Below are 24,942 nucleotides of genomic sequence, written 5' to 3'. Positions count from 1 at the left end.
CGGCCCGGCTCAGTCGGGCAGGCGCCAGTCCACCGGGGCCGCGCCGGCCGCCTCGAGGAGCCGGTTCACCCGGCTGAACGGCCGGGAGCCGAAGAACCCGCGGTGGGCGCTCAGGGGCGAGGGATGCGGGGACTCCACGACGCCGGCCCCCGCCGCCGTCAGCAGCGGCGCCATGCGCCGCGCGTCGGCTCCCCACAGCAGCCCCACGAGCGGGGTGCCGCGCGCGCAGAGGGCCCGCACCGCGGCCTCCGTGATCTGCTCCCAGCCGAGGCCGCGGTGGCTGCCGGGTGCGCCGGCCCGCACGCTGAGGGCGCGGTTCAGCAGCAGCACGCCCTGGTCCGTCCACGCGGAGAGGTCCCCGTGGGCGGGCGGGGTGATGCCGAGGTCGTCGTGCAGCTCCCGGTGGATGTTGGCCAGGGAGCGGGGCAGCGGCCGCACGTGGCGGTCCACCGCGAAGCTCAGGCCGATCGGATGGCCCGGCGTCGGGTAGGGGTCCTGGCCCAGCACGAGGACGCGGACGTCCGCGAACGGCTGACGGAACGCCCGCAGGATGTGCTCCGGCGCCGGCAGCACCTGCTCTCCGGCCGCCCGGCGGGCCCGCAGCCGCTCGCCGACCTGCTCGAACGCGGCGGCCTGCGGGGCGAGGGCCGCCTCCCAGCCCGGATCCAGGGGCGCGATGAACTCCATGCCCCGAGGGTAGACCGGGTGGGTACAGTGGCCGCCATGTCCCACCCCACGCCCGTCTCGCCCGATCCGGCCCCGGACGAGGGTGCCCGCGCGCGTGCGCGACGGGACGAGCTGACGGACCTGGAGCGTGCGGTCCTGGACCTGGAGGCCGCCACCTGGCGGTACGGCGGGGCCAAGGACCACGCCGTCCGAGAGCGTCTGGGGCTGTCTCCGACCGCCTATTATCAGGTGTTGAACGGACTGCTGGACCGTGAGGCCGCCCTGGCCTACCGACCCCTGCTGGTCACGCGGCTGCTGCGCAAGCGCGGCACCCGCAGCCGGGCCCGGAGGGGACCCGCGGATCCGGCGCCGTCCACGCCCGCTTCCCGCCAGGAGAACTGACCCATGGCCTACCAGCCCGACCGCTTCGACGAGGTCCCCGAGTACACGGACCAGCGCGGCGCGCACCGCGAGTCCTTCGCCGCTGCCGGCGCAACCGCCGCGGGCGGGGGTCGCCGCCTGAGCCCGCTGCTCTGGGTGGCCGGCCTCGTCCTGCTCGCCGGCCTGTTCGTGGGCGTCGTCCTGCCGTGGCTCACCGGCGACCGCTCCGAGCCCGTCGCCGCCGAGAGCTCGACGACGGCCCCGGCTGCCGCGCCGTCGACGTCGGCGTCGTCCGTGTCCTCCTCGGCGTCCTCCGCGTCGGCGTCGACTGCGTCCGCGACCGAGTCCGCCACCCCGTCCGAGGACGCGGCGGAGGCGTCCCGTTCCGCGGCCGCGGCCGAGTCCTCGCGGGCGGCGCAGGAGGCGGCTGCCGCCGAGGCCGCCGAGTCCTCTCGAGCCGCCGCCGAGGCCGCCGAGGCCGCCGAGTCGTCCCGTGCCGCCGCCGCGGCACAGGCGGCGGAGGCCTCGCGTTCCGAGGCCGCCGCGCAGTCCGCAGAGGCGTCTCGGTCGGCGGCGGCCGCCCAGGCGGCGGAGTCCTCGCGCGCCGCCGCGTCCCGTTCGGCCGCCCAGGCGGCGGAGTCCTCGCGCGCCGCCGCGTCCCGTTCGGCCGCCCAGGCGGCGGAGTCCTCGCGCGCCGCCGCGTCCCGTTCGGCCGCCGCGGCGGAGGCCTCGCGCTCGCAGTCCGCGGCCGCGTCGAGCTCTCGTGCGGCCGCGCAGTCTGCGGCCGCGTCGAGCTCTCGTGCAGCCGCGCAGTCCGCGGCCGTGCGCGGCACCCACGTCACCGTGTACAACGCGACCCGCACCCAGGGCCTCGCCGCCTCCTACGCGCAGCGGCTCACGGGCGCCGGCTACACCTCGGTGGACGCGAAGAACTGGAGCGGCTACGGCATCCAGTCCTCCACCGTCCTGTACAACGGCTCGGCCAACAAGGCCGCCGCCGAGGCGGTCGGCAAGGAGCTCGGCTTCCCGGTCATGCAGACCCCGAACCTGCAGGTGAACGGTATCGCGGTGGTCGTCACCAGCTGATCCGCCCGTCGTGCGGCCGTGCCGGCCGCGCACCCTTTCCGGCCCCCGGCGGGGCGCCTTCCGAGGCGTTCTGCCGGGGGCCGTCCGCCGTCCGCGGAAGGGCGGGCCCCGCACTGCGGACCCTTTGCACTCTCCCGGTGCGAGTGCTCATAATGGGGTTAGCACTCCGAAGGCGCGACTGCCAGCCGTACCCCGGTCGGCCCGGCGCCGTGGAGGAGGACCTGTCCACCGGTGAGGCCCCCAGGGGCCGTCCGTCGCGGGCACCGGCGCGGGTCAGCCACCAGCAGTAGGAAGCCGACGTCCAGAAAGGACCTGCACATGGCCAAGACCATCGCATTCGACGAAGAGGCCCGCCGCGGCCTGGAGAAGGGCCTGAACACCCTGGCCGACGCCGTGAAGGTGACCCTCGGCCCCCGCGGCCGCAACGTGGTGCTGGAGAAGAAGTGGGGCGCCCCCACCATCACCAACGACGGCGTCTCCATCGCCAAGGAGATCGAGCTCGAGGACCCGTACGAGAAGATCGGCGCGGAGCTCGTCAAGGAGGTCGCCAAGAAGACCGACGACGTCGCCGGCGACGGCACCACCACCGCCACCGTGCTGGCCCAGGCGCTGGTCCGCGAGGGCCTGCGCAACGTGGCCGCGGGCGCCGACCCGCTGTCCCTGAAGCGCGGCATCGAGAAGGCCGTGGAGGCCGTCACCTCCGAGCTGCTCTCCGCCTCCCGCGAGATCGAGACCAAGGACCAGATCGCGGCCACCGCCTCGATCTCCGCCGCGGACAAGCAGATCGGCTCCCTCATCGCCGAGGCCCTGGACAAGGTCGGCAAGGAGGGCGTCATCACCGTCGAGGAGTCCAACACCTTCGGCCTCGAGCTCGAGCTCACCGAGGGCATGCGCTTCGACAAGGGCTACATCTCCGGTTACTTCGTGACCGACGCGGACCGCCAGGAGGCCGTCCTCGAGGATCCCTACATCCTCATCGTCAACTCGAAGATCTCCTCCGTGAAGGACATGGTGGCGATCCTCGAGAAGGTCATGCAGTCGGGCAAGCCGCTGCTGATCATCGCCGAAGACGTCGAGGGCGAGGCCCTGGCCACCCTCGTGGTCAACAAGATCCGCGGCACCTTCAAGTCCGTGGCCGTGAAGGCCCCGGGCTTCGGTGACCGCCGCAAGGCCATGCTCGCCGACATCGCCATCCTCACCGGCGGCCAGGTCATCTCCTCCGAGGTGGGCCTGTCCCTGGAGAACGCGACCCTCGACCTGCTGGGCACCGCCCGCAAGGTGGTCGTCACCAAGGACGAGACCACCATCGTGGAGGGTGGCGGCGACGCCGAGCAGATCGCCGGCCGCGTGGCCCAGATCCGCTCCGAGATCGAGAACACCGACTCGGACTACGATCGCGAGAAGCTGCAGGAGCGCCTCGCCAAGCTGGCCGGCGGCGTGGCCGTCATCAAGGCCGGCGCGGCCACCGAGGTGGAGCTCAAGGAGCGCAAGCACCGCATCGAGGACGCCGTGCGCAACGCCAAGGCCGCCGTGGAGGAGGGCATCGTCGCCGGCGGCGGCGTGGCCCTGATCCAGGCCGGCGCCAAGGCGTTCGGCGGCCTGCAGCTCGAGGGCGACGAGGCCACCGGCGCGAACATCGTGAAGGTCGCCATCGAGGCCCCGCTGAAGCAGATCGCCTTCAACGCCGGCCTGGAGCCCGGCGTCGTGGCGGACAAGGTCAAGACCCTCGACGACGGTCACGGCCTGAACGCCGCCACCGGCGAGTACGAGGACCTGCTGGCCGCCGGCATCAACGACCCGGTGAAGGTGACCCGCTCGGCCCTGCAGAACGCCGCGTCCATCGCGGGCCTGTTCCTGACCACCGAGGCCGTCGTCGCGGACAAGCCCGAGAAGGCCGCCGCCGGCGCCGAGGGCATGGACCCGATGGGCGGCATGGGCGGCATGATGTGATCAGCCGCTGAGCCGGCCCGGCCCGTTCGGGCGCCCAGCCAGCGAGGCCCGTCTCCCCGTCCGGGGAGGCGGGCCTCGCCGCGTCCGGGGCCGGCACCGGGGCGCCCCGCTCAGGCCGACAGCGCGGCTCGTTCCGCCGCCAGGTTGCGGCGGGCGGCGGCCTCCCAGCGCGTTCGGCCGGGCGCGGTCCGATACAGCCGCTCGGCGTCCAGCAGGGCGTCCAGCACCGCGCCGCGACCGCGGGCCCAGTCCGCGTCGGACACGTGCGCGTAGTCCTGCCGGACCGCGGCCACGTAGCGGGCGTAGGCCTCGGGGGAGCGGCCGAGGACCTCGAGGTCCGCGTCCGAGAGCACCGCCCCGGCCGCGTCGTGCGGGGCGGGGTCGTGGGCGGCGGTGAGCAACACGAGGCGCGCCACCTCGTCGACGACGTCGGCCGGCACCGCCAGCCGCGGGTCGGTGAGCACGTCCCGGGCCAGGGCGGCCGAGTCCGCCTCGTCCTAGCCGGCGGGCGCGGCGGGGTCCCCGACGTAGACGGCGTCGTGGAACCACGCGGCCAGGCGGACCGCACGCGGATCCGGCCCGGCCTTCGCCCCCGCCCGCTCGAGCAGGTCCACGGACTCGAGCACCGCGAGCAGGTGGGCCGGGTCGTGGTAGTGCCGATGCGGCTCCGCCCAGCGGGCCAGCAGGTCGCGTCCCGCCGTCGTCACCGCGTCCGGGCTCGCCGCCGTGCCCTCGAACAGCCGCGCCCAGCGCCGGGCGAGGACGACGTCGCGCTTCTCGGCGCGGCTCCGGGCGGGCACGCGCAGCCCCGAGGCGGCGAGGCGGCGCACCAGCTCCCGTCCGGTGACGGGCACCGCCCCGCGGGCCACGAGCTCGGCGCGTCGGTGCGCGGGCACGTCGTAGTGGTCCCGGTCGAAGGCCCGCTCCGAGAGCCCCGCCGCCCGCGCGAACGCGTGGAGCTCCTCGAGGGAGGCGTCGGAGACGAGGTGGGAGAACACGGTGCCGTGGGCGGGCCACGCGGGCGGGTCGATCAGGACGGTCATGCCCCCACTCTAGGAAGCACGGACCGGGGCGCGGCCGGCCGGCCGCACCCCGGACCGTTCCGGGCGCTCAGAACCGGAACATCGCGGCGTTGGCGGTCTCCGCGTCCTGGTACTGGGTGGCGGCGGCGTCCATCGCGCGGCGGATGCCCGCCAGGGACTCCTCCACGCGCTGCTGGGTGGCGCGCCACTCGGTGAGCACACCCTGGAAGTTCGCGGCCGCCTGGCCGCGCCAGGTGTCCTGCAGCTGGCGCAGGTTGGCCTCCATGGTGCTCACCTCCGCCTGGAGGCGGCCGATGGAGCCCTCCACCGCCCCGCTCTTGGCCCGCAGGTCCTCGACGTCGATCTGCACGATGCTCATGTGACTGTCCCCTCTGATGAGTGCTGATGGGCGGCGGGTGCCGCCGGGCACCACGCTAGGGACGCGCGTCGCGCCCGGCCGCCGGGTCGTCCCCGCCTGGGGACGGGACGCTGGCCTCGGGCGCCTGTGCAGGAGCAGAAGCCCGACGGCGGCGCTCGGCCGAGGCACGACGGAACCGCTCCGCCGCCCGCAGCAGGCGGCTGCTCCGGGCGGCGTCCGCGGCGCTGGCGCCGGCTCCTGACGGCGCGGTCAGGGCGAGGGGGCCGCTGGGCGGACCGGCCGCGTCGTCGTCGGTGTCCTGCGCGGACGGGCGCTCGTCCTCGACGTCCTCGTCCGCCTCGTCCTCGAACGGCGCCCACGGCAGGTGGACGGAGAAGGTGGCGCCGCCGCCCTCGGTCTCCAGCAGCCGGACGGAGCCGCCGTGCTGGGCCACGATCGCCGCGACGATGGCCAGGCCGAGCCCCGTGCCGCCCGTCTCGCGGTGCCGGGAGGTGTCCGCGCGGTAGAACCGCTCGAAGATGCGGGCGCGGTCCTCCTCGGACACGCCCGGCCCGTGGTCACGGATCTCGATCACGGAGCTGCGGCCCGCGCCGTCCGCCCCGGCCCGGCCGCCGAGGTGGTCGACCGTGCCGACCGCGATCTCGATGGGGGTGCCGGCGGGGGTGTAGCGCAGGGCGTTGGCCATGAGGTTCACCACCACCTGGCGCATCCGGTTCTCGTCGCCGAGGATGGGCGCCGGAGCCGCCCGGTCGTCGTCGGGGCCCACGAGGGTGACCTTGCGGTCCGGGGCGTTCACGGACGCGTCCATCATGGAGTCCATCGCGAGGATGAGCAGGTCCACCGGGGCGTGCTCGAGGGGGCGCTGCTCGTCGAGGCGGGCCAGGGTGAGCAGGTCCTCCACGAGGCGGGTCATGCGGGTGGCCTCGGACTCGATGCGCTGCATGGCGGCGGCGACGTCCTCCTCCTCGCGCAGCCCGCCGTGCCGGTACAGCTCGGAGAACCCGCGGATGGTGACCAGGGGGGTGCGCAGCTCGTGGGAGGCGTCCTGCACGAATCGGCGCATCTTGTCCTCGGAGATCTCCTTGTCCCGGAACGCGGACTCGATGTGCGCGAGCATGGCATTGAGGGAGCGGGAGAGCCGGCCCACCTCGGTGTCGGGCGCCGCGCTCTCCACGCGCTGGCTCAGGTCGCCGGCGGCGATCTTGGCGGCGGTGCGCTCCACGCGGTTCAGGGTGCGGAACGCGCGCTGGACCGCCAGGTTGGCCACGATCACGGTGCCCGCCGTCGCGAGCAGGCCGATGGTCACGACGATCGAGGTGACGCGCTCGACGGAGGAGGTCACGCTCTGCAGGGGAAGGGCCACGGCCATGGTGCCGTCGCCGCTGCTGAGCCCGTACAGCTGCACGCGCCAGCCGCTCGAGTCCGGCTGTGTGCCGGGCACCTCGAAGGAGGCGGAGCCGCGCTCCAGGGCCTCGGCCGGGGTGATGTCCGGCAGGGCCGGCTCGTCCGCACCCGGCATCACCGGGGTCTGGACGACCCGCGCGCCCTCGTTGTCCCACACGACGCCGTAGAAGCGCAGGATGGGCAGCTGCGGCATGTAGTACTCGCCGGTCTGGGCGACGTTGGCCAGGTACATCGAGACGGTGTCCCGGTTGGCGGCCATGTCCTCGTCCAGCTGGCGCACCGCCTCCTGGCGGAACAGCACCGCGGTCGCCACGGCGGTCACGGCGACCAGGGCCAGCATGAGCGCCGCGATCATCACGACCAGCTTGGTGCGCAGGGACTGCCCCTGCCACGCGCCCCTCAGCCAGGCGCGCGGATGGCGGACGCGGGCCGCCGCGGCGTCGAGCCGCGCACGCACGTCAGCGCTTGTCCGCGGTGCGGAGCATGTAGCCGACGCCGCGCTTGGTGTGGATCATCTTCTCGCGGCCGCCGACGTCGATCTTGCGGCGCAGGTAGGAGATGTAGGACTCGACGATCGAGGCGTCCCCGTTGAAGTCGTACTCCCACACGTGGTCCAGGATCTGGGCCTTCGAGAGCACCCGGTTCGGGTTCATCATGAGGTAGCGCAGCAGCTTGAACTCGGTGGGGGAGAGCTCCACGACCTCGCCGCCGCGGCGGACCTCGTGCGCGTCGTCGTCGAGCTCGAGATCGTCCACGCGCAGCACCGCCGCGTCGTCGTCGTCGAGGGAGGCAGTGCGGCGCAGCACGGCGCGGATGCGGGCGACCACCTCGTCGAGGGAGAACGGCTTGGTCACGTAGTCGTCACCGCCGACCGTCAGGCCGGTGATCTTGTCCTCGGTGCCGTCCCGCGCGGTGAGGAACACGACGGGGAAGTGACGGCCGGCGGAGCGCAGGCGGCGGGTCACGGTGAAGCCGTCCATGTCCGGGAGCATCACGTCCAGCACGGCCAGGTCCGGCTGGAACTCCTCGGCGGCGTCCAGGGCCTCCCGGCCGTTGGCCGCGGCCGTGACCTCGAAGCCGGCGTAGCGCAGGGACGTGGAGAGCAGCTCGCGGATGTTGGGCTCGTCGTCCACCACCAGGAGGCGTGCTTCGGGGTTCTGAGGCTGCATGGAGCCCAGTCAACCGCCCCGACCTGGGAACACCCTGAAAGGGTGCTGGATGTCACGGGGCGTCGTTGGCCCGACGGCTCAGGGGCGCGAGCGCCGGACGGCGCCCAGCACCACGTGCAGCAGCATCAGGCCGAAGCCGACGGGCAGGCCGAACAGCGCGAGCGCGAACAGCGCCGGGGACGCCGGCCACGCCAGGAAGTACGCGACCAGCAGGGCCACCAGGGCCAGAGCGGACACCGCCGTCACGGCCACGCCCAGCACCAGGACGACGCCACGACCGCCCCGGTGATCGGCGGGGTCGGCGGCGGGCGCGGAGGCGGGGAGGGTGGAGGTCCGAGGCATGCCCGCCACTCTAGTCGGGCTATCCTGGGAGGTCATTGACGACCACGTCCTCCGCCGTCCCCTCCGGGCGCACGGCCAGGCTGGTCCCACCGATGCCGCGGCGCACCGCCACGCCGGTGCCGGACCCCGCCGACCCGAGACGAGAGCACGGCCGCCCCTGCGGCGCCGGCCCGACGCGGTGGACCCACATGACGAGGAGCAGGTGACGCACATGCCCACCGGGCGCATCAAGTTCTACGACTCGACCAAGGGCTTCGGGTTCGCCCAGACGGACGAGGGCGAGGAGGTCCACGTGCCCGCCTCGGCCCTGCCGGCCGGGGTGACCGAGCTGCGCGGAGGCACCCGCGTGGAGTTCGGCGTGGCCGAGGGCCGCCGCGGCAAGCAGGCGCTCTCGCTGCGCGTGCTCGACGCCGCACCCTCGGTGGTCCGCAACCACCGACCCGGCGCCACCGAGATGGCCGTCCTCATGGAGGACCTCATCACGTGGCTGGACCAGACCTCCAACGGCCTGCGCCGCGGCCGCTACCCCCAGCGCGCCCAGGCGCAGAAGATGGCGCAGGTGCTGCGCCGTGTCGCCGACGATCTGGAGGCCTGAGCCATGACCACCCACGACGACGCCCCGCGCGTCGACCACCGGAGCCCCGACGCCGAGCCCGCGCCCGCGGAGGAGAGGGCGGCCGTGCCGCCCGCGCGTCGCCGGGCCCCGCGCCGCGACGAGCTGCTCGCCGCCGCCGTGGACGCCGCCCGCGCGGGGCTGGCCGGGCTGGCCGCCCCGGACGAGGTGGGGGAGCACGTGGACGTGCTCGTGGACGACGACCGGCTCCTGACGCACCGCTTCGCGTGCCGCATGCCCGGCTACGCGGGCTGGCTCTGGTACGTGACGATCGCCCGGGCCCCACGCGCCAAGCAGGTCACCGTGTGCGAGACCGGCCTCATGGCGGGGGAGGGTGCGCTCGTGGCGCCCCCGTGGGTGCCGTACGCCGAGCGCGTGAACGAGGAGGAGCGCGAGCGGCTCAAGGCCGTGGCCGAGGGCCGTGTGCCCGGCGCCCCGGCGCCTGAGACCGCGCCGGACGACCGCGGCTGAGACGGCGCGCCCCGGCTGACCCGCCGGGGCGGACACGCAACGGGCCCGCGGTGGAGTCCCCCGCGGGCCCGTGTCCCCGTCCGGGGACGGCTCAGGCCAGGCGCTCGACCACGTGGTCGATGCAGCGCAGCAGTGCCGCGACGTCCTCGGGCTCGATCGCGGCGAAGGTCGCGATCCGCAGCTGGTTCCGGCCGAGCTTGCGATAGGGCTCCACGTCCACCACGCCGTTCGCGCGCAGGGCCTGGGCGACCGCCGCCGCGTCGACGTCGTCGGAGAAGTCGACGGTGCAGACCACGGCGGAGCGGTCCTCGGACCGGGCCACAAAGGGCGTGGCGAAGGACGACGCCTCGGCCCACGCGTACACGCGCGAGGAGGAGTCGGCGGTGCGGGCGGTCATCGCGTCCAGCCCGCCCTGACCGTTCATCCAGCGCAGCTGCGCGTCCAGCATGACGAGCGTGGCCAGCGCGGGCGTGTTGTAGGTCTGGTCCTTGAGGGAGTTCTCCACGGCCGTGGCCAGGTCCAGGAACGCCGGGATCCAGCGGCCGGACTCCTTGATCTCCGCGACCCGCGCCAGGGCCCGCGGGGAGAACAGCGCGAGCCACAGACCGCCGTCGGACGCGAAGTTCTTCTGCGGCGCGAAGTAGTACACGTCCGCCTCGGACACGTCCACCGGCAGGCCGCCCGCGGCCGAGGTGGCGTCGACGACGACCAGCGCGTCCTCGTCGATGCCCGCGGGGCGGACGACGGGCGCCATCACGCCGGTGGAGGTCTCGTTGTGCGGCCACGCGTACACGTCGACCCCGGCCACGGCCTCCGGCTCGGGGCGGGTGCCCGGCTCGGAGGTGCGGATGTCCGACGGCGCCAGGAACGGCGCCTGGTCGGTGGCCTTGGCGAACTTCGAGCCGAACTCGCCGAAGCTCAGATGCTGGGCGCGCTCGCGGACCAGGCTGAAGGCGGCCGCGTCCCAGAACGCGGTGGAGCCGCCGACGCCGAGGATCACCTCGTAGCCCTCCGGCGCCGAGAACAGCTCGGCGACGCCTGACCGGACGCTCGCCACCAGGTCCTTGACCGGCTTCTGACGGTGCGACGTGCCGAGCAGCCCGGCTGCGTCCTGGAGCGCGCTCAGCTGCTCGGGGCGGACCTTGGAGGGGCCGGCGCCGAAGCGGCCGTCGGCCGGCAGCAGGTCCTGGGGGATGGTGATCTCGGCGGGGGAGGTCATGCGTGCTCCTGACGCTTCGGGGTCGCGGGTCGCGCCCATTCTCCCGCGCCCGGGACCACCGGCCGTCCACGTGACTCACGCCTCGCTAGGATGTCCGGGACGAAGAGCCCGAGGGAAGAGGACGTGCCATGACGGATCTGATCGACACCACCGAGATGTACCTGCGCACGATCCTCGAGCTCGAGGAGGAGGGCATCCCCCCGCTGCGCGCCCGCATCGTCGAGCGTCTGGAGCACTCCGGCCCCACCGTCTCCCAGACCGTGGCCCGCATGGAGCGGGACGGGCTGGTGCACGTGGGCGCGGACCGTCGGCTGGAGCTGACCGTGGCGGGCCGCGAGCGGGCCGTGTCCGTGCTGCGCAAGCACCGCCTGGCCGAGCGCCTGCTCGCGGACGTGATCGGCCTCGAGTGGGAGCTCGTCCACGAGGAGGCCTGCCGCTGGGAGCACGTGATGAGCGACCAGGTGGAGCGCCGCCTGCTCACGCTCCTGGAGAACCCCACCGAGACCCCCTACGGCACCCCGATCCCGCCCCGGCCCGAGCAGGCCTCCGCCGAGGACTGGAGCCGCGACATGGGCCTGGCGGGCGCCCGGCTCTCCGAGGAGGCCGCCACCGCCGGCCGGTTCCGCGTCCGCGGGCTGGCCGAGGGCGTGCAGACCGACCCCGAGCTGCTGGCCCAGCTGGCCGGCGCCGGCGTGACCCCCGGCCGCGTGGTGCGTGCCGAGGCCGCCCGCGACGCCGGGTACATCCGGGTCGAGGGCGAGGCGGAGGACGGCGCGGCCGCGGACGGCGGGGCCCTCGAGCTGGCCGAGGCCACGGCCGCGCACGTGTGGGTCGAGCGTCTCGACGGCTGAGGCGCGGCGCGCCGTCGTCGTGCGTGACGGGGGCGTGATGGCCCGGTGACGGGCCGGTGAACCTCTTCCGCCGCCGCAGGCGACACGTGGCGCGCCGATGCACCCGCGTCTAGCGTGGAGACACGACGCCCCTGTGTCCCCACGCTTCCGAGGCCCCCGATGCGCACACTCGTCCTCAACGCCGGCTACGAACCCCTCTCGGTCGTCTCCGACCGCCGGGCGCTGCTGCTCGTGGCCACCGGCAAGGCGAGCGTGCTCGAGGACGCCGGTGACCCGATGCGCAGCCCCACCCGCGCGTGGGGCCGACCCCTCGTGATCCTGCTGCACCAGTACATCCGGGTGCCCCACACGGATGCGGCCCCGGTCTCCCGCAAGGGCGTGCTGCGCCGGGACGGACACCGCTGCGCCTACTGCGGCGCCCACGCCACCACCGTGGACCACGTGCGGCCGCGCTCGCGGGGCGGCGAGAACTCGTGGGAGAACCTCGTGGCCTGCTGCCTGCGCTGCAACGGGGCGAAGGCGGACCGCTCGCTCGAGGCCCTGGGCTGGCGGCTGCGGGTGGAGCCGGTGCGCCCGCGCGGGGCCCAGTGGCGGATCCGCGAGCTGGAGCGGCCCGCCGAAGCGTGGCGGGACTACCTGCGCCTGGCGGCCTGACGCCGGAAGCGGAATCGCGCCCGCCCGTGCCCGGCGGTTCCTAGACTCTCCAACGGTCGAGAGAGCGGAGGGGCCCATGAGCATGGAGTCGGCGGCACGGATGTCCATGATGCGGATGACCCGCGGGCAGTCCGACGCCCAGCAGAGCCTCGCCCGCGGCACGGTGCGCCGGACCATCGCGTTCGCGGGCCGGTACCGCACCCGCCTGATCGTGTTCGTCGCGGCGTCCATCGTGGGCGCGGTGCTCGGCGTGGCCTCGCCCGTGCTGGCCGGCGACGTCGTCAACGCGATCACCGGCGGCGCGGACCGCGGGCTCGTGGTGCGGCTGGCCCTGCTGATCGCCCTCGTGGCGGTGCTCGACGCGGCGCTGTCCGTGTTCACCAAGTGGCTCTCCGCCGGGCTGGGGGAACAGGTCATCTACGACCTGCGCACCGCCGTGTTCGACCACGTGCAGCGCATGCCGGTGGCGTTCTTCCAGCGCACCCGCACCGGCGCGCTCGTCTCGCGCCTGAACAACGACGTGATCGGGGCGCAGTCGGCGATCTCGCGGACGCTCTCCGGCGTCGTCGCGAACGTGGTGTCCGTCGCGCTGACCCTGGGCGTGATGGTGGCCACCAGCTGGCAGGTCACCGTCCTGTCCCTCGTGATGCTGCCGCTGTTCCTGCTGCCGGCCCGGGCGGTCGGCTCGAAGCTGGCGGGCCTGTCCCGCGAGCGGGCCGGGCACAACGCGGCCATGGGCGACCAGATGACCGAGCGGTTCTCCGCTCCCGGCGCCACACTCATCAAGCTCTTCGGCCGCCCCGCCGCCGAGTCCGCCGAGTTCGCCCGCCGCGCGGACCGCGTGCGCGCCACCGGCGTGGACATCTCCGTGCGCCAGGCCGTCTTCACCACGCTGCTCACCCTGGTCTCCGCGCTCGCGCTCGCGGCCGTGTACGGCGTGGGCGGGCTCCAGGCGATCGCGGGCACCCTCGACGCCGGCGACGTCGTCACCCTCGCCCTGCTGCTGACCCGCCTGTACGCCCCCCTGACCGCGCTGGCGAACGCCCGCGTGGAGATCATGAGCGCGCTCGTGAGCTTCGAGCGCGTGTTCGAGGTCCTGGACCTGGAGCCGCTCATCACGGAGCCCGCGCGGCCCGCGGCCCTGCCGGAGGGGCCCCTGTCCGTGCGGCTGCGGGACGTGCGCTTCGCCTACCCCACCGCGGAGCAGGTGTCCCTGGCCTCCCTCGAGGAGGTCGCCGTGCTGGACACGCGCGGCGGCGAGGAGGTGCTGCACGGGATCGACGTGGCCGTGCCCGCCGGGGCCACCGTGGCCCTCGTGGGCTCTTCGGGTGCGGGCAAGTCCACCATCGCCTCGCTCGTCACGCGCCTGCACGACGTCACCTCCGGCGCCGTCGAGATCGGCGACGTGGACGTGCGGGACCTCGCGTTCGCGGACCTGCAGCGGGCCGTGGGCATGGTGACCCAGGACGGCCACCTCTTCCACGAGACCGTGCGCGCCAACCTGACGCTGGCCCGCCCCGACGCGACGGACGAGCAGCTGTGGGACGCCGTCGAGCGGGCCCGCCTGCGCCCCGTGGTCGAGGCGCTGCCGGACGGGCTGGACACCGTGGTCGGCGAGCGCGGCTACCGCCTCTCCGGCGGCGAGCGGCAGCGCATGACGATCGCGCGGCTGCTGCTGGCGGCTCCGCGCGTCGTGGTGCTGGACGAGGCGACGGCGGCGCTGGACTCCACCAACGAACGCGCCATCCAGGAGGCGCTGGGGGAGGCGCTGGCCGGGCGGACCGCGATCGTGATCGCGCACCGGCTCTCCACCGTGCGCAGCGCGGACGAGATCCTCGTGGTCGAGGCCGGGCGGATCGTGGAGCGCGGCACGCACGCCGCGCTGCTCGCGGCGGGCGGGCGGTATGCGGAGCTCTACACCACGCAGTTCGCCGACGCGGAATGAGGCGGCGACCGGACCGGCCGCCCAGGTGCCCCAGGCCGGAATCGAACCGACGGCCTACCCTTTAGGAGAGGGTCGCTCTATCCAACTGAGCTACTGGGGCGCGGACCGTGCGTCGGTCCGGTGAGCGAGTCTAGCCGAGCCCTTCAGGCCGCCCGCGTGGCGCGACCACGACGGCGCCGCCCGGCCCACAGCATCACGGCCACCGCCAGCGCGAGCAGCGCCAGCAGGACCCAGCGGGTCAGCGTCAGGGCGGCGGCCAGGCCGGTGCCCGGGCCGCCGGCGGCGATCGCCTGCTCGATCGCGATGTTCTCGCAGATGTCCACGACCGCGAACAGCACGCCCAGCCCGAAGACGGCCCACTTGGCGCCGACGGGACGCAGGCGCCATGCGCCGACCGCGGTGACCGTCAGTGCCACGGCGATCGGGAAGATCACGCCGGCCGTCTTGTGCACCCAGTTCAGCTGGCCGCGGGCGTCCTCGTCCATGACCGCGGAGAGCGCGCGGATGTGGTCCTGCCCGTAGAACAGCAGGGAGTCCGGCATCGCCAGGCCGCCGCTGAGCTGGGTCATCTGCTGCAGCACCAGCAGATGGAGGTACGCGCCCACGAGCAGGGTGGTCACGATCAGCGCGCTCACCGGGATCGCCGGGCTGCCCTCGCGCTCAGCGGCCGCGGCGAGGTCCTCACGGACGTTGACGTCCCGCAGCGTGGGACGGGAGCGCGGGGACTCGGCGACCGGGCGCGCGGCGGGCCGCGACGGGCGCGGACGGGACTTGCGAGACTTCTGGGACACGGGGCACCTCCGCGGTCCATCCTCCCAGACCGGCCGAGCCGGTCCGGTCCCGCCCAGCCCCGCCCAGCCCAGCTCACTTTCGAACGTGAAATCGGGGTCATGGGAACTTTCGAACGCGAGATAGGCCCCACATCACGTTCGAAAGTGCGGGTGGGGGCGAGTCCGGGGCGGCTCAGTCCGCGTGGCGAGGCCGCGGGCGGGGGACCTGGGCGGGTGCGTCGGACGCCGGCTCGGTGGCCGGGGCCGGCCCCGCGGTGGACTGCGGCTCGGACGCCGGCTCGACGACCGGCAGGGGCGCCGTCGTCGGGGCGGGCTCGGCGGTCTGCGCCGGCACGGCGTCGGCCGCCTCCGGGACCGCTGCCCGGGTGCGTGGCCGCTCCCGGCCGCGTCCCGCCGTCGGGAACTCGAAGAGCCAGCGCACCCGTCGGTAGCCGAGCGCGAGGGCGAGCGGGACGAGGAACGTGAACGACGCGATGGCCACGTAGAAGTCGACCGGGCGGACCGCGGCGAGGTCGCGGAAGGCCGCCACCGCCAGGATCAGCACCGGCATGTGGGCGACGTAGAGGACCATCGAGCGGCGGCCGCAGAACTCGAGGAACGGCAGACGGGGCAGGCGCGGGCCGAGCCACAGCACCACGAGGATCCCCGGCAGAGCAGCGAACACGGACCAGGGCTGGCGCTCCGCCACCACGAGCGCGCCGGTGCGCGTGGCCGTCACGGTGAGCACCATCAGGATCACCGCGATCACACCCAGGGCGGCCGGCGCCGTGCGGATCCGGGGGAGCAGTCGCGCGGACGCGGCACCGAGGAAGAAGTACACACCCCAGTACAGGGGACGCACCCAGTCGCGGGGGCCGCTGACGAACTCCAGGAGCAGCACGAAGAGGACGGCCGCGACCACCAGCGCCGGGACACGGCGGATCACCGGGCCGATGAGATAGCAGAGCATGAGCACCCACAGGAACCACAGGTGCCACGCGCCACCGCGCCAGAACTCGCCGGACAGCAGGGACCCGGGCCTGCCCGTGGCCAGCGCCAGCACGACCATCCAGACGAGGAACGGCCACAGGATCCGCTCCGCCTTGCCGCGGTAGTACGTGCCCAGCGGCTTGGACACGGAGCGGGGCAGCAGGACGCCGGACAGGAACACGAGCATCGGCATCCGCCACGACTGGAACACCTGCACCACGTTCGCGAACGCCACGGAGCTGAAGGTCGCGTCGAGGCCCTGCGGCATCGTGTAGGTGTGGGTGAACATCACCAGCAGCACGGCGAATCCGCGCATCGCGTCCATCCAGGTCATCCGGCTGGGGGTGGACCCGTGGGACATGGGCGGGGTCGGCGTGGTGGACATGGCGGCTCCGGGGTGACGTGGCGGGGCAGGGGAAGGAGGCTCCGCCGCCACATCGCGCGGAACGCCCAGAAGACCATAGCGGGCCGTTCGATTCCCGCCGGTTTTCGAACGTGGAATCGGGGTCTTGGGGACTTTCGAACGCGAGATAGGCCCCACATCACGTTCGAAAGTGCGGGTGGGGTGGGGCGGGGCGGCGCGGTGGGGGATGGCGACGACGGCGCCCCCTGTCGCGTCCGGGGCCGCGCCTAGACTGGGTCCGCCATGGCTGACCTCTTCTCCGCGCTCGGACGCACGCCCCTGAACCTCGACCGGACCCGCCGCCCCGCGGACCCGGAGACCGCCCTGCCCGGGCTCGTGCCCCCGGCCGTCACGCGCGCGGCCGCGGACCCCGAGGCCTGGGGCGAGGACGCCCGCCCGGCCGCTCCGGCGCACACTCCCGAGTCGCTCGTGGCGGGGCTCAACCCGCAGCAGGCCGCCGCGGTGACCCACACGGGGGCGCCGCTGCTGATCGTGGCGGGCGCCGGCTCGGGCAAGACCCGGGTGCTGACCCACCGCATCGCGTGGCTGCTCGCCACCGGCCGGGCGCGGCCGCACGAGATCCTCGCCATCACCTTCACGAACAAGGCCGCCGCGGAGATGCGCGAGCGCGTGGCCGGGCTGATCGGTCCCACCGCCCAGCGGATGTGGATCTCCACGTTCCATTCCTCCGCCGTGCGGCTGCTGCGCAACGAGGCCGCCAACATCGGGCTGAAGTCCACGTTCACCATCTACGACTCGGCGGACAGCCTGCGCCTGGTCACCACCGTCGCCAAGCAGCACGAGCTGGACCCGAAGCGCTTCGCGCCCAAGGCCCTGCTGAACCGCATCAGCTCCCTGAAGAACGAGCTCGTGGAGGCGGACGACTACGCCGCCACCGTGGCCGAGGGGGACCCGTGGGGCCGCGCCGTCGCCGCCGTCTACCGGGACTACACGGCCCGCCTGCGCCAGGCCAACGCCCTGGACTTCGACGACCTGATCGGCATGACGGTCCACATGTTCGAGGCGTTCCCGCGCGTGCTGGACAACTACCGCCGCCGGTTCCGCCACGTCCTCGTGGACGAGTACCAGGACACCAACCACGCACAGTACCGCCTGATCCGGCTCCTCGCCGGCCCGGCGGGCGACCCCGAGGGCGTGGAGACCCCCGGCGGCGAGCTGACCGTCGTCGGCGACTCGGACCAGTCCATCTACGCGTTCCGCGGCGCGGACATCCGCAACATCGTCGAGTTCGAGCAGGACTTCACGGACGCCGTCACCATCAAGCTCGAGCAGAACTACCGCTCCACGCAGACCATCCTGGACGCCGCCAACGCGGTGATCGAGCGCAACCCGGACCGCCGCCCCAAGCGCCTGTGGACGGCCGAGGGGGAGGGCCCGGCGATCGTCGGCTACGCCGCGGAGAACGAGTCCGCCGAAGCGGAGTGGATCGCCACCACCATCGACCGGCTGCAGGACGAGGACGGGATCCGCCCGGCCGACGTCGCCGTGTTCTACCGGACCAACGCGCAGTCCCGCGCGCTCGAGGAGCGGCTGGTGACGCGCGGCATCCCGTACCGCGTCATCGGCGGCACGCGCTTCTACGACCGCAAGGAGATCAAGGACGCGCTCGCCTACCTGCGGGTGATCGTCAACCCCGACGACGACGTCAACGTGCGCCGCATCCTCAACGAGCCCAAGCGGGGCATCGGGGACCGGGCCGAGGGCGCCATCGCCGCGTGGGCCGAGCGCAACCGCTCCACGTTCTCCGCGGCCCTGCGCGACGCCGAGAACGCCCCCGGCATGGCCGCGCGCTCGCTCAAGGCCGTCCGTGGCTTCGTGCAGATGATGGACGACCTCGGCCAGGTCGCCGAGTCCGCCGGCCCGGCCACCGTCCTGGAGGCCGTCCTCGAGCAGTCCGGCATGCTGGCCGCCCTCCGCGAGTCCGAGGACCTGCAGGACGAGTCCCGCGCGGACAACCTCGGCGAGCTCGTCGCCGTCGTCCGCTCCTTCGAGACGTCGCACCCGGACGGCACCCTGTCCGACTTCCTCGAGCAGGTCGCGCTCGTGGCGGACGCGGACCAGCTGCCCACGGCCCCGGACGTGGAGGGCGAGGCGCTCGCGGAGCAGCAGGGCCAGGTCACGCTCATGACGCTGCACACCGCCAAGGGCCTCGAGTTCCCCGTGGTGTTCCTGACGGGCATGGAGCACGGGGTGTTCCCGCACGCCCGCTCGATGACGGACGAGAAGGAGCTCGCGGAGGAGCGTCGCCTGGCGTACGTGGGCCTGACGCGCGCCCGCCGTCGCCTGTTCCTGACGCGCGCCGAGGCACGCTCGCTGTGGGGCCAGCACCAGTTCAACCCGCCCAGCCAGTTCCTCGGGGAGATCCCGGAGACGCTCATCGACTGGGAGCGGGAGGGCACCACGCGCTCGGCCGGGTCGTTGAGCCTGACCGGCGCCGGCACCTCGCGGTACGCGGGGCGGTTCGGGGGCGGCCGGCCGGCGTGGCGGTCCCGGGACGACGACGGCGCGCGGCCCCAGCGCCTCACCCGCGGGGACGAGCCGGCGGACCTCACGGTGCCCTCCGCCGTGGTGCGCGGGAAGGCGCCGAGCCGGGTGCAGCCGCAGAAGGAGATCGTGGCGCTCAGCCCGGGCGACCGCGTCTCCCACGCCACGTTCGGCGAGGGGCGCGTGGACGCCGTCGCGGGCGCGGGGGACAAGACCGTCGCGACCGTCACCTTCGACGCCACCGGGGCGCAGAAGCGGCTGCTGCTGCGCTACGCCCCGCTGACGAAGGTCGAGGGCTGACGGGACCGGCCCGCCGACCCCCCGGTCGCCCCGGGGCGTGGACTACAGTGAGCCGTGGAACGCCGCCGTCCGCCGCCCCGCCGTGCCCCCGCGCCCGGCCCGGCCACGGAGGGGGCGTCGACGTCGGCCGCGCCCGCGGGCGAGGCCGGCAGACCCTGTCTTCGACCAAGAAGGACACACCACCGTGGACCTGTATGAGTACCAGGCGCGCGATCTGTTCGAGGCGCACGGCGTCCCCGTGCTGGCCGGCATCGTTGCGCAGACCCCGGACGAGGCCAAGGCGGCCGCGGAGAAGATCGGCGGCGTCACCGTCGTCAAGGCGCAGGTGAAGGTCGGCGGCCGCGGCAAGGCCGGCGGCGTGAAGGTCGCCAAGACGGCCGACGAGGCCTACGAGCACGCCAAGGCCATCCTGGGGATGGACATCAAGGGCCACACCGTGCACCAGGTCATGATCGCCCAGGGCGCCGACATCGCCGAGGAGTACTACTTCTCCGTGCTGCTGGACCGCGCCAACCGCACCTACCTGGCCATGTGCTCGGTCGAGGGCGGCATGGAGATCGAGCAGCTCGCCGAGGAGCGCCCCGAGGCCCTCGCCAAGGTGCCCGTCTCCCCGCTGACCGGCATCGACGCCGAGACCGCCCAGAAGATCGTCACCGAGGCGGGCTTCCCCGAGGAGCTGCGCGCCGACGTCGCCGAGGTCATCCAGAAGCTCTGGGAGGTCTTCGAGAAGGAGGACGCCACCCTCGTCGAGGTGAACCCGCTGGTGAAGACCGGCGACGGCACGATCCTCGCCCTGGACGGCAAGGTCTCCCTCGACGACAACGCGGCGTTCCGCCACGAGGGCCACGCCGCCCTCGTCGACGAGCGCACCGAGGACCCGCTGGAGGCCAAGGCCAAGGCCAACGACCTCAACTACGTGAAGCTGGACGGCCAGGTCGGCGTGATCGGCAACGGCGCCGGCCTCGTGATGTCCACCCTCGACGTCGTCGCGTACGCCGGCGAGCAGCACGGCGGCGTGAAGCCGGCCAACTTCCTGGACATCGGCGGCGGCGCCAACGCCGAGGTCATGGCCAACGGCCTCGACGTCATCCTGGGCGACGAGCAGGTCAAGTCCGTGTTCGTGAACGTCTTCGGCGGCATCACCGCGTGCGACCAGGTCGCGAACGGCATCGTCAAGGCCCTCGAGATCCTGGGCGACACCGCCACCAAGCCGCTGGTCGTGCGTCTGGACGGCAACGCCGTGGAGGAGGGCCGCCGCATCCTGCAGGAGGCGAACCACCCGCTCGTCACCCTGGCCGCCACCATGGACGAGGGCGCCGACAAGGCCGCCGAGCTCGCCCACTCCGCGAACTGACCGTTCGGAAAGACTGAGGAAACAGCTATGTCGATCTACCTGAACAAGGACTCCAAGGTCATCGTCCAGGGCATCACCGGCGGCGAGGGCACCAAGCACACCCGCCTCATGCTCAAGGCCGGCACGAACATCGTGGGCGGCGTGAACGCCCGCAAGGCCGGCACCACCGTGTCCCACGAGGACAAGGACGGCAACGCCGTCGAGCTGCCCGTCTTCGGCACCGTCAAGGAGGCCATGGAGAAGACCGGTGCGGACGTGTCCGTGGCCTTCGTGCCGCCGGCCTTCGCCAAGGACGCCGCCATCGAGGCCATCGAGGCCGAGATCCCGCTGCTCGTGGTCATCACCGAGGGCATCCCGGTGCAGGACACCGCCAAGTTCTTCGCCCTGTCCCAGTCGAAGACCGGCGAGGACGGCAAGCCGAAGACCCGCATCATCGGCCCGAACTGCCCCGGCGTCATCACCCCGGGCGAGGCCCTGGCGGGCATCACCCCGGCCACCATCACCGGCTCCGGCCCCATCGGCCTCGTGTCCAAGTCCGGCACGCTGACCTACCAGATGATGTACGAGCTGCGTGACTTCGGCTTCTCCACCGCCATCGGCATCGGCGGCGACCCGATCATCGGCACCACCCACATCGACGCCCTCGAGGCGTTCGAGGCCGACCCGGACACCCAGGCCATCGTGATGATCGGTGAGATCGGCGGCGACGCCGAGGAGCGTGCGGCCGAGTTCATCAAGGCCAACGTCACCAAGCCGGTCGTCGGCTACGTGGCCGGCTTCACCGCCCCGGAGGGCAAGACCATGGGCCACGCCGGCGCCATCGTCTCCGGCTCCGCCGGCACCGCGCAGGCCAAGAAGGAGGCCCTCGAGGCCGCGGGCGTGAAGGTCGGCAAGACCCCGTCCGAGACCGCCCAGCTCATGCGGGAGATCCTGCAGGCCCAGGCCTGATCCCGCGGTGGGGGGCGCCGATGCCGGCGCTCCGCACCGGCAGGCGGATGCACCACGGCCCCTGTCCCTCGTCCTGAGGGGCAGGGGCCGTGTGCTGTGCGGGGCGGAGCAGGCGGTGGGCGCCCGTCAGCCCACGTTCGCGCCGAAGAGCAGGCCGAGCACGTACGTCACGGCGGCGGCGCCGAAGCCGATCGCGAGCTGGCGCAGGCCCCGGGCCAGCGGTGAGGAGCCGGACAGCAGCCCGACCACACCGCCGGTGAAGAGCAGGGCCGCGCCCACCATCGCCGCAGCCAGGCCCAGGGCCCACGGCCCGGACATGCCGAAGATGTACGGCAGGATCGGGATGAGCGCGCCGGAGGCGAAGAACGCGAAGCTGGACAGGGAGGCGCTCCACGCCGAGCCGATCTCCGCGAAGGAGTTCGAGTGGTCCACGGGTCCCTGGGAGCCGTCGGGACGGGCGGAGAACCGCGGGTTGCAGTCGCACGTGAGATAGCCGAGGCGCTCGAGCGCGCGGTGCTCGGCGTCCTCGGGCGTCATGCCGCGGGCCAGGTAGACGAGCTTGAGCTCGTTGTGGTCCAGGTCCAGGTGCTGGGCCGCCTCGAGGGTGATCTGGGTGGGGGAGGATGCCTCGAGCAGCTCCCGCTGGGACCGCACCGAGACGTACTCGCCGGCCGCCATGGACAGCGCGCCCGCCAGCAGGCCGGCCACGCCCGTGAACAGCACGACGGACGGCGCCACGCCCGTCGCGCCGATGCCCATCACGAGCGCCAGGTTGGAGACCAGCCCGTCGTTCATGCCGAAGACGGCGGCACGGAAGTTGCCTGCCAGCTGCTCGCGACCCCGGGCGGCGAGGCCGCGCACGACCTCCTCGTGGATGGCCTCGTCCGCCACCATGCCCTCGGGGGCGTCCTGGTCCTCCGCGTAGGGAGTGTCCGACTCGGCGCGCTGGGCCAGGGCCAGCACGAACACGGAGCCGAAGATCCGTGCGAGCCAGCGCAGCAGGACGCGACGGAAGGAGGGGCGTGGGGGGTTCTCGGCGTGCTTGCCCAGGAGAATCCGCCAGTGCTGCTCATGGCGGCGCTCGGCCTCGGCGAGGCCGAGCAGGATGTCGCGCTCCACACCGTCCTTGCGGGCGGCGATGTCGCGGTAGATCTGGCCCTCGGCGATCTCGTCGGCGAGGTAGCGGCGCCAGCGTCGGACCTGCTCGCGGGTCGGCTCGGGGCGTGCTGCAGGAGTGGCGGTGTGGGCGGGGCTCATGGGGCTCCATCGGATGGTCGGGCGGGGACGGGCGCCGCCGCCGCGGACCACGGCGGCCGGGCGCGCGCCCGACCCGCCAGTCTACGCCGTCGCTACCATGGCCGCATGGACGCAGCAGAGACCCCCGACGGCCCCGAGGCCGCCGCCCACGACGGCGGCCGGCCGGCCTGGCAGCACCGCCTCCTGGCGGGCGGGGTGGAGCCGGACCCCCGGTTCACGCTCGCCAATGAGCGCACGTTCCTGGCCTGGGTCCGGACGGCGCTGGCGCTGCTGGCCGGCGGGGTCGCGGTGGAGGCGTTCACCGGCGCCCTCTTCGCGCCGCCGGTCCGGGTGGTGCTGAGCACGGTGCTGCTCGTCCTGGCGGCGCTGCTCGCCCTGGGCGCGGGTGTGCGCTGGCTCCGGGTAGAGCGGGCGATGCGCCGCGGCCGTCCGCTGCCGCTGCCGCTGATCGTCCCGGTCCTGGCGGGGGGCGTCGTGCTGGCCGTCGTGGTGCTGATGCTCGCCGTCGTCCTGCCGCGGGGCTGAGGCGATGCGTCTGCATCACGACCCGGGGCTGCAGCCCGAGCGCACCGTGATGAGCTGGGGCCGCACGGTCCTGGCGCTGGGCGTCCTCAGCCTCACGTTCCTGAGGTGGTGGCCGGCCGTCGGCGCGTGGGCGTTCGGGCCTGCGGTGGTGGCGGCCGTCGGCGGGGCGGCGGTGCTGGCCACGCAGCGCCGGCGCTACGTGGCGCAGGCGGACGGGATCGCGCGGGAGCGGGCCCGGCCGGCGCTGGCGTCGGTGGCCTGCATGGTCGCCCTGGTGGTGGGCTTGGCGGGCCTCGGGATCACCGCCACGCTGCTGCACGCGGCATGATCCGCGGACGACGACGGCGCCCCTCACCTGCGCGGGCAGGTGAGGGGCGCCGTCGTGCCTCCGGGGGCGGACCGCTCAGCGGGCGATCATGCCGTGGGGGTCGATGACGAACTTCTCCAGGGACCCCTGGTCGAACTCCGCATAGGCCTGGGGTGCCTCGTCCAGGGTGATCACGCGCGGGTTGACCATCTCCGTCAGGTACGGCATCCGGTCCCACAGGATCGACATCATCAGCTGGCGGTTGTAGCGCATGATGGGCGCCTGGCCGCCGATGATGTGGGGCGACTTGATCCAGGCCTTGCCGAAGTCCACCGGGAAGGTGCCCTCCTGCTCGGCCTTCGTCTCCGCGATCGGGTTCGGCCCGTAGATGCCGATGATGCCCGTGGCGCCGCCCGGACGGGTGATGTCCAGGACCTGGTTCACGGCGGCGATCGGCTGCATCTCATCGGACGCGGAGCCCAGGCCGTGGGCCTCGGAGCCGACGCAGTCCACCGCGCAGTCCACCATCGGCTCGCCCAGGATGTCGTTCACGGCGTCCTGCAGGTTCTCCGTGGCGGAGAGGTCGATGGTCTCGCAGCCGTGCTTGCGCACCAGCTCCAGCCGGGAGGCGTCCTGGTCGCCCACGATGATGCACGAGGCGCCCAGCAGCCGAGCGGCGGCCGCGGCGCACCGGCCCACGGGGCCGGCGCCGGCGATGTAGACGGTGGAGCCGGGCTTGGCGCCGGCCTCCATGAGACCGTGGAACGCCGTCGGGAGGATGTCCGAGAGCACGGTCAGATCCAGGATCTTCTCCATCGCCTGCTCCTGGTCCGGGAAGCGCAGCAGCTGGAAGTCGGCGTACGGCACGAACAGGTACTCGGCCTGTCCGCCCTGGAAGCCGCCCAGATTGAAGCCGTAGGCGGCGCACGCCTGCTCCGGGTTGGCGGTCTCACAGATCTCGGTCCGGCCGGCGCGGCAGTTGCGGCAGCGGCCGCAGGCCACGTTGAACGGCACGGAGACGAGGTCGCCCTCCTGCAGGAACTGGACGTCGCTGCCGACCTCCAGCACCTGGCCGGTCATCTCGTGACCCAGCACCATGCCCTCGGGGGCGGGGAAGGACCCGCGGTAGATGTGCAGGTCGCTGCCGCAGATGTTGGTCGCGACGATCTTGAGGATGACGCCGTGCGGGGCGGCGGAGCCGTCGGGCATCTCCAGCTTGGGGAAGTCCAGCTCGTCGACGCGCACGTCCTTGATGCCGTGGAATGCCACGGCGCGATTCTTGGTGGTCATGGGAACCGTTGCCTTTCTGTCTCCAGCGAGGCCCGGGTGGATGGAAGCCGGAACGGCCCCGAGGGGGCGTCCCGGTCCCGAGCTATACGGAAACACTAGGGGCCGGGAGGAGCCTGAGGAAGGATCGCCCGCCGCCGCATC

General features: G+C 73.5%; 23 protein-coding genes, 1 tRNA gene and 1 pseudogene. 13 read left to right on the top strand and 12 right to left on the bottom strand.

From position 1 onward, the window contains the following. Window positions 1–9: 9 nt before the first annotated feature. Complete coding sequence (locus HDA34_RS05145; RefSeq protein ID WP_036315921.1) at window positions 10–687, bottom strand: uracil-DNA glycosylase; 678 nt, start codon at window positions 685–687, stop codon at window positions 10–12. A gap of 36 nt (window positions 688–723) precedes the next feature. Here HDA34_RS05145 and HDA34_RS05140 point away from each other — a divergent pair, with 36 nt between their 5' ends. The 3 genes from HDA34_RS05140 to groL all read left to right on the top strand — a co-directional run bounded on the left by HDA34_RS05140 (window position 724) and on the right by groL (window position 4,083). Beyond that, the gene (locus HDA34_RS05140; protein ID WP_205805498.1) at window positions 724–1,068 is read left to right on the top strand and encodes a DUF3263 domain-containing protein; all 345 of its coding nucleotides are present in this window, start codon (window positions 724–726) and stop codon (window positions 1,066–1,068) included. A 3-nt stretch (window positions 1,069–1,071) separates the two neighbouring features. After that, window positions 1,072–2,133, top strand: coding sequence for a LytR C-terminal domain-containing protein (locus tag HDA34_RS05135; RefSeq protein WP_134377460.1), 1,062 nt, complete (start codon window positions 1,072–1,074; stop codon window positions 2,131–2,133). Window positions 2,134–2,451: 318 nt separating this feature from the next. Further along, a complete protein-coding gene (gene groL, locus HDA34_RS05130) occupies window positions 2,452–4,083 on the top strand; it encodes a chaperonin GroEL (RefSeq protein WP_036315916.1) in 1,632 nt (543 codons plus the stop codon). 110 nt (window positions 4,084–4,193) lie between these two features. Here groL and HDA34_RS05125 read toward each other — a convergent pair. The 5 genes and pseudogenes from HDA34_RS05125 to HDA34_RS05105 form a co-directional block, all read right to left on the bottom strand. Then, window positions 4,194–5,126, bottom strand: a pseudogene (locus HDA34_RS05125) (DUF4031 domain-containing protein). A 67-nt stretch (window positions 5,127–5,193) separates the two neighbouring features. Continuing rightward, window positions 5,194–5,484: a WXG100 family type VII secretion target gene (locus tag HDA34_RS05120; RefSeq protein ID WP_010079419.1), complete on the bottom strand. Its 291-nt coding sequence runs from the start codon at window positions 5,482–5,484 to the stop codon at window positions 5,194–5,196. A 55-nt stretch (window positions 5,485–5,539) separates the two neighbouring features. Next, complete coding sequence (locus HDA34_RS05115; protein WP_061867185.1) at window positions 5,540–7,345, bottom strand: sensor histidine kinase; 1,806 nt, start codon at window positions 7,343–7,345, stop codon at window positions 5,540–5,542. A gap of 1 nt (window position 7,346) precedes the next feature. Further along, entirely contained in the window at window positions 7,347–8,057 is a 711-nt protein-coding gene (locus HDA34_RS05110; protein ID WP_041103075.1) for a response regulator transcription factor, read from the bottom strand. 78 nt (window positions 8,058–8,135) lie between these two features. Next, window positions 8,136–8,399 carry a hypothetical protein gene (locus tag HDA34_RS05105; protein WP_041103073.1) on the bottom strand — a complete coding sequence of 88 codons (264 nt, stop codon included), beginning with the start codon at window positions 8,397–8,399 and terminating at the stop codon, window positions 8,136–8,138. A 211-nt stretch (window positions 8,400–8,610) separates the two neighbouring features. On the opposite strand from HDA34_RS05105, the gene HDA34_RS05100 reads away from it, so the two are divergent. Then, the gene (locus HDA34_RS05100) at window positions 8,611–8,994 is read left to right on the top strand and encodes a cold-shock protein (RefSeq protein WP_020628350.1); all 384 of its coding nucleotides are present in this window, start codon (window positions 8,611–8,613) and stop codon (window positions 8,992–8,994) included. Between the two features lie 3 nt (window positions 8,995–8,997). Continuing rightward, window positions 8,998–9,483 carry a DUF3027 domain-containing protein gene (locus HDA34_RS05095; RefSeq protein WP_041103071.1) on the top strand — a complete coding sequence of 162 codons (486 nt, stop codon included), beginning with the start codon at window positions 8,998–9,000 and terminating at the stop codon, window positions 9,481–9,483. Window positions 9,484–9,574: 91 nt separating this feature from the next. On the opposite strand, the gene serC is transcribed toward HDA34_RS05095, so the two are convergent. After that, window positions 9,575–10,702 (bottom strand): phosphoserine transaminase, encoded by a 1,128-nt coding sequence (gene serC, locus HDA34_RS05090; RefSeq protein ID WP_044659024.1) that lies wholly within the window; start codon window positions 10,700–10,702, stop codon window positions 9,575–9,577. A 128-nt stretch (window positions 10,703–10,830) separates the two neighbouring features. Between serC and HDA34_RS05085 the strand changes: the two genes are divergently transcribed. The 3 genes from HDA34_RS05085 to HDA34_RS05075 all read left to right on the top strand — a co-directional run bounded on the left by HDA34_RS05085 (window position 10,831) and on the right by HDA34_RS05075 (window position 14,152). Beyond that, window positions 10,831–11,553 carry a metal-dependent transcriptional regulator gene (locus HDA34_RS05085; RefSeq protein ID WP_020628347.1) on the top strand — a complete coding sequence of 241 codons (723 nt, stop codon included), beginning with the start codon at window positions 10,831–10,833 and terminating at the stop codon, window positions 11,551–11,553. 159 nt (window positions 11,554–11,712) lie between these two features. Beyond that, entirely contained in the window at window positions 11,713–12,207 is a 495-nt protein-coding gene (locus HDA34_RS05080) for an HNH endonuclease (protein ID WP_020628346.1), read from the top strand. Between the two features lie 76 nt (window positions 12,208–12,283). Beyond that, window positions 12,284–14,152 (top strand): ABC transporter ATP-binding protein, encoded by a 1,869-nt coding sequence (locus tag HDA34_RS05075; protein ID WP_060974277.1) that lies wholly within the window; start codon window positions 12,284–12,286, stop codon window positions 14,150–14,152. A gap of 26 nt (window positions 14,153–14,178) precedes the next feature. Here HDA34_RS05075 and HDA34_RS05070 read toward each other — a convergent pair. From HDA34_RS05070 to HDA34_RS05060, 3 genes are all read right to left on the bottom strand, one after another. After that, window positions 14,179–14,252 (bottom strand) — tRNA-Arg (locus HDA34_RS05070). 43 nt (window positions 14,253–14,295) lie between these two features. Further along, a complete protein-coding gene (locus tag HDA34_RS05065) occupies window positions 14,296–14,943 on the bottom strand; it encodes a hypothetical protein (protein ID WP_044659023.1) in 648 nt (215 codons plus the stop codon). 172 nt (window positions 14,944–15,115) lie between these two features. Further along, entirely contained in the window at window positions 15,116–16,297 is a 1,182-nt protein-coding gene (locus HDA34_RS05060; protein ID WP_101967279.1) for an acyltransferase family protein, read from the bottom strand. 261 nt (window positions 16,298–16,558) lie between these two features. Between HDA34_RS05060 and pcrA the strand changes: the two genes are divergently transcribed. From pcrA to sucD, 3 genes are all read left to right on the top strand, one after another. Beyond that, a complete protein-coding gene (gene pcrA / locus HDA34_RS05055; RefSeq protein WP_134377459.1) occupies window positions 16,559–19,120 on the top strand; it encodes a DNA helicase PcrA in 2,562 nt (853 codons plus the stop codon). A 184-nt stretch (window positions 19,121–19,304) separates the two neighbouring features. After that, window positions 19,305–20,474 carry an ADP-forming succinate--CoA ligase subunit beta gene (gene sucC, locus HDA34_RS05050; RefSeq protein ID WP_036339919.1) on the top strand — a complete coding sequence of 390 codons (1,170 nt, stop codon included), beginning with the start codon at window positions 19,305–19,307 and terminating at the stop codon, window positions 20,472–20,474. A gap of 27 nt (window positions 20,475–20,501) precedes the next feature. Beyond that, complete coding sequence (gene sucD, locus HDA34_RS05045; protein ID WP_012750749.1) at window positions 20,502–21,422, top strand: succinate--CoA ligase subunit alpha; 921 nt, start codon at window positions 20,502–20,504, stop codon at window positions 21,420–21,422. Between the two features lie 126 nt (window positions 21,423–21,548). Here the strand turns inward: sucD and HDA34_RS05040 are convergent, their stop codons facing one another. Beyond that, window positions 21,549–22,679 carry a VIT1/CCC1 transporter family protein gene (locus HDA34_RS05040; RefSeq protein ID WP_049147151.1) on the bottom strand — a complete coding sequence of 377 codons (1,131 nt, stop codon included), beginning with the start codon at window positions 22,677–22,679 and terminating at the stop codon, window positions 21,549–21,551. A gap of 105 nt (window positions 22,680–22,784) precedes the next feature. On the opposite strand from HDA34_RS05040, the gene HDA34_RS05035 reads away from it, so the two are divergent. Then, window positions 22,785–23,204 (top strand): YidH family protein, encoded by a 420-nt coding sequence (locus HDA34_RS05035; RefSeq protein WP_036317007.1) that lies wholly within the window; start codon window positions 22,785–22,787, stop codon window positions 23,202–23,204. A 4-nt stretch (window positions 23,205–23,208) separates the two neighbouring features. Further along, window positions 23,209–23,532, top strand: a complete 324-nt coding sequence (locus tag HDA34_RS05030; RefSeq protein WP_134377458.1) for a DUF202 domain-containing protein — start codon at window positions 23,209–23,211, stop codon at window positions 23,530–23,532. A 75-nt stretch (window positions 23,533–23,607) separates the two neighbouring features. Here HDA34_RS05030 and HDA34_RS05025 read toward each other — a convergent pair whose 3' ends face one another. Continuing rightward, window positions 23,608–24,801, bottom strand: a complete 1,194-nt coding sequence (locus tag HDA34_RS05025) for an alcohol dehydrogenase catalytic domain-containing protein (RefSeq protein WP_134377457.1) — start codon at window positions 24,799–24,801, stop codon at window positions 23,608–23,610. Window positions 24,802–24,942 lie beyond the last annotated feature (141 nt).

It is taken from the genome of Micrococcus luteus (genome assembly GCF_014138885.1).
Taxonomy (GTDB): domain Bacteria; phylum Actinomycetota; class Actinomycetes; order Actinomycetales; family Micrococcaceae; genus Micrococcus; species Micrococcus luteus.
The sequence above is the reverse complement of the archived record's forward strand: the minus strand, read 5'-3'. Positions and strand labels throughout refer to the sequence as shown.